This window comes from Streptomyces murinus (genome assembly GCF_002154555.1).
Taxonomy (GTDB): Bacteria; Actinomycetota; Actinomycetes; order Streptomycetales; family Streptomycetaceae; genus Streptomyces; species Streptomyces murinus.
Genome location: NZ_MUNF01000115.1, coordinates 1 through 6,047, shown reverse-complemented (window position 1 = coordinate 6,047; position 6,047 = coordinate 1). Strand labels below are relative to the sequence as shown.

Genomic DNA, 6,047 nt, shown 5'->3' with positions numbered 1-6,047 from the left:
CACTCCGTACGCCGCCGCCCGCGCGATCGCCGCGAGGTCATCGGGACGCGCGGGCGGCGGCGTACGGAGTGCGGAAGGGGGACGCGGTGCTGTACCTGCCGGCGTACACGCGCAACACCGAGCTGGCGTACCCCGGGGCGTTTCGCGGGACGCGGGATCTTGTGCTCGCGCGGACGGGGGACGTGTCCGGGACCCTGTACGGAGTGGAGGTCCCGGCCGCGGAGGTGCGCAGCCGGGTGGCGGGGGTCCAGCGGGTGTGGGTCGTCGCCGACCGGGCCGTGCTGGCGGGGCGGTGGACGCCGCGCAACCCCGGTGAGCGGGCCAAACTCGACCTGCTTCAGCGGGAGTTCGCGGTGGGCGGCGAGGCCGTGCGCGGGCGGACCGTCGTACGGCTCTATGTACGGCCCCTCAGCCCCGCGAGTCTTCGGCCTCCGTCGCTGCCGCCGCGTCCAGCGCGCTGGTGAGCCGGTCGAGGCGGGCGCGCAGGTCGGCGATCTCGGCACGGTCGAAGCCGGTGGAGCGCATGATGCGGCGCGGCACCTCCAGGGCCCGCTCGCGCAGGGCCGTGCCCTCCTCGGTGAGCAGCACCCGCACCGAGCGCTCGTCCTCGACGCTGCGCTCCCGACGCACCAGGCCCGCCGCCTCCAGCCGCTTGACCAACGGGGACAGCGTGCCGGAGTCGAGCCGCAGCTGTTCGCCGAGCTTCTTGACCGGCAGATCGCCCTGTTCCCACAGCACCAGCATCACCAGGTATTGCGGGTAGGTGAGGCCGAGGTCCTTGAGGACCACGCGGTAGACGCCGTTGAAGGCGCGGGACGCGGCGTGCAGCGAGAAGCAGATCTGGTTGTCCAGGCGGAGCCAGTCCGTCTCGGTCTCGGCGGGAGTAGCGGTCATGGGTCCAGGGTAGCTCTTCGTCCGGCATTTGATTGTGTGCAACTAAATTGTGTGCTCTACTTGTGGTGGCAGGAAGCCAACGAAGCAACACGACGCAGGACACATCGAGAGGGATGGTTCGTCATGGACGCGCTCTACACCGCCGTCGCCACCGCCACCCACGGCCGTGAGGGCCGTGCCGTCTCCTCCGACGGCAAGGTCGACGTCAAGCTGGCCCCGCCGGTGGAGCTGGGCGGCAACGGCGAGGGCACCAACCCCGAGCAGCTCTTCGCCGCCGGTTACGCGGCCTGCTTCGGCGGCGCCCTCGGTGTCGTCGGCCGCAAGGCGAAGGTGGACGTCACCGACGCCGCCGTCACCGCCGAGGTCGGCATCGGCAAGGTGGGCGAGGGCTTCGGTCTGAAGGTCACCCTGCGGGTCGAGCTGCCCGAGACCGTGGACCAGGAGAACGGCCGCAAGCTCGTCGAGGCCGCCCACCAGGTCTGCCCCTACTCCAACGCGACCCGCGGCAACATCGAGGTCGACCTCGTCGTCGAGTAAGTCCGGTAAGCCGAGCAGGTCCCGTAGCCGCCGTACCGGCCGTGGTCCCCCGCCACCGGCCGGTACGGCTTTCGCGTACCGGTCGTACGGCCTTCACGCCGACGTCAGCGCGCCCCGTCCCGCCGTCGTCTGCCCCGGCAGCCGTACCGTGCCCGGCATCGGCTCGTCCAGGAGCAGGGTGCGGACGACGCGTTCGGCGGCTCGGCCGTCCTCGAACTCGCAGTGGCGGGCGCGGAATCGGGAGCGCAGGCGGGCCGATTCGCCGTCCTGCCAGCGCCCCGAGGTGAAGAGGGCGGCCAACTCCCGCTGGGAGTACGTGACATGGCCGGGTGGCTCGGAGGGCAGGTCGAAGTAGACGCCCCGGGTCTTCCGGTAGAGCTCCCAGTCGTCGGCGTGGATCACGATCGGCCGGTCCAGGTTGGCGTAGTCGAACATGATGGACGAGTAGTCGGTGATCAGGGCGTCCGCCGCGAGCAGTACGTCCGCCAGGTCGGGCTCGTCCGTCGCGTCGAGCACGATGCCGCGCCGGGCCAGCTCCGTGAGGCCCAGGCCGCGCGCGGGACCGGCCGCCAGCGCGGGATGCAGCCGGACCACGAGCGTGTGGCCCTCGCCGAGGCCGGCCGCGAGCCGGGCCACGTCGATCCGGTCCACATGACCGCCCCTGCGGTAGTCCCGGCGGGTCGGCGCGTACAGCACCACCGTGTGGTCGTCCGGGATGCCGTGCCGCTCGCGGAAGTCGCTCGAACCGCCGTTGACCAGCACGTCGTTGCGCGGGCTGCCGGTACGCGCCGAGGCGAAGTGGCAGGGGTAGGCGCGCTCGTACACCAGCTCCGCGTGGCGGCCGGCCACCAGGCTGTGGTCCCAGCGGTCGGCGCGGCGCAGCAGCTGCGGTACGTCCACGCCGAGCCGGGCGCCCGGCTTGTCCAGCAGATCGGCGCCGAGGAACTTCAGCGGGGTGCCCTGATGGGTGTGGATGTGCACACTGCCGGGCCGCTTGGCCGGGACCCCGGTCCAGGGCACGTCGTTCACCAGGAACTTGGCCCGCGCCATGACCTCGGCGCAGCGCCGGGTGCCCGCGATCACATGCTCCACGTCCGGCGGCAGCCCCGCCGCCGTCTCCGCGTCCCGCACCACCCACACCCCGCGCAGCTGCGGGGCGATCCGCAGGGCCGCGCGATGGACGGCGGCCGGGTCGCCGAGGAGGCCCCGGTGCGCGGACGCCGAGTACACCACCAGCTCGGGGTCCAGCGGACGGCGGGCGTGCAGCGAGGCCCAGCCGGTGCGGGCCCGCCCGGCCGCCAACCGTCGTACCGCGCCCGCCCGCCGTGCCGCCGCCTGCCCGACCCGGCCCGCCTGCCGCCGCAGCCGGTAGCCCGTCCAGCTGCCCTCCAACAGGGCGGCCTCGCCGTCCACTTGGGCACCCTCGGGCTTCAGTCGGTGGAACAGGTCGGCCGTACGGCGGAAGAACTCGGCCTTGTCGGCGGGCGGCAGCCGGTCCGGCTTCGCCAGGATGTCCAGGCAGTGCTCGCCCATCTTGCGGTGCAAGTAGGGCCGCCAGGAGTTGAGTTCGGGATGCGAGTCCAGGAAGGCGAAGACCCGCTCGTACTGGTCGTGCACGTCGAAGTGCTTGCGGCTGGTGGTGGACAGGATGTTGCCCTGCCTGCGCTGGCGGTAGTTCAGGCAGATCCGGTCCAGCGCGGCGATCCGCCCGGCGCTGAGCATGACCGGGAAGGTCCAGGGGGTGTCCTCGTAGTAGCCGGGCGGGAAGGTGAAGCCCCGCGCGGCGACGAACTCCCGCCGGTAGACCTTGTTCCACACCACCATCAGCAGATCCAGGATCCGCGGGTACCCGGCCGCCGTGAAGGTGTCCGGGCCGGCCTCCGCGAGCACCTCCGCGAGCGCGTTGCGCCGGGTGCCGCCCCACCAGTACGTGCGCGCGTAGTCGAACACGAGCACGTCCGGGTCGCCGCTCTCCGTCAGCCGGTCGGCGATCGCCGCGAGCGCGCCCGGGGTGAGGGTGTCGTCGCTGTCCAGGAAGAAGAGGTAGTCCCCGGTGGCGTGCGGCAGCCCGGCGTTGCGGGCGCGCCCGAGGCCCATGTTCTCCGGCAGGTGCAGCACCTTCACCCGGGGGTCGCGCGCGGCGTACTCGTCGAGGATCTTGCCGCAGTCGTCCGGCGAGCGGTCGTCCACGGCGATCACCTCCAGATCCCGGTACGACTGCGCCAGCACCGAGTCCAGGCACTCGCGGAGGTACGCCTGCACCTGGTAGCAGGGCACGATCACACTGAAGCGGGGCACGGTCAGCTCCTCACGAGGGTCACGGCGGCGGGGGCGGGGACGCGTTCGGCGAGCGGCAGCACCGGCGGGAGCGCCTGCGGTGGCTCGCCCAGCAGCACCCGCCGTACGACGCGTTCGGCGGCCCGGCCGTCGTCGAACTCGCAGAACCTCGCCCGGAATCCGGCCCGCAGTGCCGTCGACTCCGGGCCCGCGTAGGCGCGTTCGCGGAAGACGGCGGCCAGTTCCTCAGGGGTGCGGGCGACCGGTCCCGGCGGCTCGGCCATCAGGTCGAAGTAGACGCCTCGCGACTGTCGGTAGACCTCCCAGTCGTCGGCGTAGACCACGATCGGCCGGTCCAGGTTGGCGTAGTCGAACATGATGGACGAGTAGTCGGTGATCAGCGCGTCCGCGGCCAGGCAGACGTCCTCGGTGCTGCGGTGCGCGGTGACGTCGATGATCCGGTCCGAGTGCCGGGTGCGGCCCTGGTCGTAGAAGTAGTGGGCGCGCAGCAGCACGACGACGTCCTCGCCGGCGGCCGCGCAGAACTCCTCCAGGTCCAGGCCGGGTTCGAAGCCGGAGTGGTGGTCGCGGTGGGTGGGGGCGTAGAGCACGGCGAGCCGGTTCTCGGGGATGCCCAACTCCCGCCGGATCCGGGCCACATCGGCGGCGGTCGCCGTGTAGAAGACGTCATTGCGTGGATAGCCGTACTCCAGGGCCTCCCAGGAGCCGGGGAAGGCGCGCTCCCACATACGGGTGGAGTGCCGGTTGGCGGAGAGGTTGAAGTCCCAGCGGTCGACCCGGCCCAGCAGCCGGGTGAAGCTGCCGGAACGCGCGGCCACCACCGGGTACGTCGACTGGTCCACGCCCATCGTCTTCAGCGGGGTGCCGTGCTGGGTCTGGAGGTGCACGCTGCCGGGCCGTTTGACCACGCCCTCCGCGAAGTTGGCGTTGTTGATCAGATAGGTGGCGCGGGCCAGCAGCTCCCAGGCGCGGTGCGAGCCGAGCACCGCGTACTCCACGTCCTTCGGCAGCGTGTGCTCCTGCCCGGCCTCCACCAGGAACACCTGGCGCAGCTGCGGGGCGAGTTCACGGGCCTTGGCGTGGATCGCGGCCGGGTTGCAGGCGTAGCCGCGGCCCCAATAGGCGCAGTACACGGCGAGGTCGGGGTTCAGGGGGCGGCGCAGGGCGGCACGGTAGCGCAGCCGGGTGCGGACCGCGTGCGGGCGCGGCACGGTCTCGGCGGCCCGGCCCGCGAGCCGGTTCGCGTCGCGCAGGGCGCGGAAGGCGTCGTACGCGCCGACCGCGAGCAGCCGGTGCTGCACCCCGAGGCTGCCGCGCGGCATCCGGTGCCCGGCCGGCCGGAACCGCCGGTACAGACGGGCCGCGCGGCGGAAGAACGCCCGGTGTCCGCGGGCCAGCCGCTCCGGCCGGGCCGCGGTCTTCAGGACCAGCGCGAACAGCTGGTCGAAGAGGGGCCCGGTGCGTTCGGCGGGCAGCACGTGCTCGGTGGCCCGCGCGAGGACCAGTTCCACCTGGTCGAGCAGGGCGTGCTGGCCCTCGCCGGGCAGGTTCAGCCGGCTGCCCTGCCGGCGCAGCCGATGCCGGACCACGACCCGGCGCAGTACGGCGATCCGCCGGGCGGCGACCGTGACCAGGCCGCCCCAGCCGAGGTCGGTGAAGTTGCCTTCGGGGAAGGCGAGTTCATGCTCGGTGAGGAAGGTACGGCGGTACACCGCGCTCCACGCGGGCAGCGCGGCGCCGGTCAGCCCCGGCAGCTCGGCGGGGGTGAAGGCGCCCTTGGGGGCACCGGCGAACAGCGGCCCGACCGGGTTCACCGGATCGCCCTCCCACCAGGGGGCGCGCTCGTGCTCCACGTACAGCACATCCACCCCGGCGGTCTCGGTCAGCCGGGCGTCCACGGCCGCGAGCGCGCCCGGCAGCAGCAGGTCGTCGCCGTCCAGGAAGAGCACATACGCGCCGCTCGCCGCCCGCAGCCCGGCGTTGCGCGCCCCGTCGAGCCCGGCGGACGGCGGTGAGTGGACCGGCTTCACCAGGGGGTCCCGCCCGGCGTACCCGGCGGCCACCTCGGCGGCCGGGGTGTCGGGCGCGTCACAGACCGGGATCAGCTCCAGGTCGCCGAAGGACTGGCCGAGGACCGAGTCCAGCGCCTGGGACAGCCGGCCGGCGACCCCATGGGTGGGGACGATAATGCTGAAGCGGGGCATTCTGCTCTTTCTGTCGTTCTTCCTGTCGTCCTGTGGACGCGTCTCTACGGCGCCGCGCGCACCCGGCCCGCTGCCTGACCCGCCACGCGCACCCGGTCCCCTGCCCGGCCTGCG

The 6,047-nt window shown here is 72.9% G+C and carries 4 protein-coding genes and 1 pseudogene; 2 read left to right on the top strand and 3 right to left on the bottom strand.

Annotation, left to right across the window (positions count from 1 at the left end):
* Nucleotides 1-464 (top strand): annotated as a pseudogene (locus CCN72_RS38580) (glycosyltransferase family 39 protein); the annotation flags it as partial.
* Here the strand turns inward: CCN72_RS38580 and CCN72_RS09165 are convergent.
* A complete protein-coding gene (locus tag CCN72_RS09165) occupies nt 409-894 on the bottom strand; it encodes a MarR family winged helix-turn-helix transcriptional regulator (RefSeq protein ID WP_085564998.1) in 486 nt (161 codons plus the stop codon). The pseudogene CCN72_RS38580 and the gene CCN72_RS09165 overlap by 56 nt on opposite strands.
* Before the next feature lie 123 nt (nt 895-1,017).
* Between CCN72_RS09165 and CCN72_RS09160 the strand changes: the two genes are divergently transcribed.
* Entirely contained in the window at nt 1,018-1,431 is a 414-nt protein-coding gene (locus tag CCN72_RS09160; RefSeq protein WP_086807076.1) for an organic hydroperoxide resistance protein, read from the top strand.
* 93 nt (nt 1,432-1,524) lie between these two features.
* Here the strand turns inward: CCN72_RS09160 and CCN72_RS09155 are convergent, their stop codons facing one another.
* Both CCN72_RS09155 and CCN72_RS09150 read right to left on the bottom strand, forming a co-directional pair.
* Nucleotides 1,525-3,729, bottom strand: a complete 2,205-nt coding sequence (locus CCN72_RS09155; RefSeq protein ID WP_086807075.1) for a bifunctional glycosyltransferase/CDP-glycerol:glycerophosphate glycerophosphotransferase — start codon at nt 3,727-3,729, stop codon at nt 1,525-1,527.
* 2 nt (nt 3,730-3,731) lie between these two features.
* Entirely contained in the window at nt 3,732-5,933 is a 2,202-nt protein-coding gene (locus CCN72_RS09150) for a bifunctional glycosyltransferase/CDP-glycerol:glycerophosphate glycerophosphotransferase (protein WP_086807074.1), read from the bottom strand.
* Between the last annotated feature and the right edge of the window lie 114 nt (nt 5,934-6,047).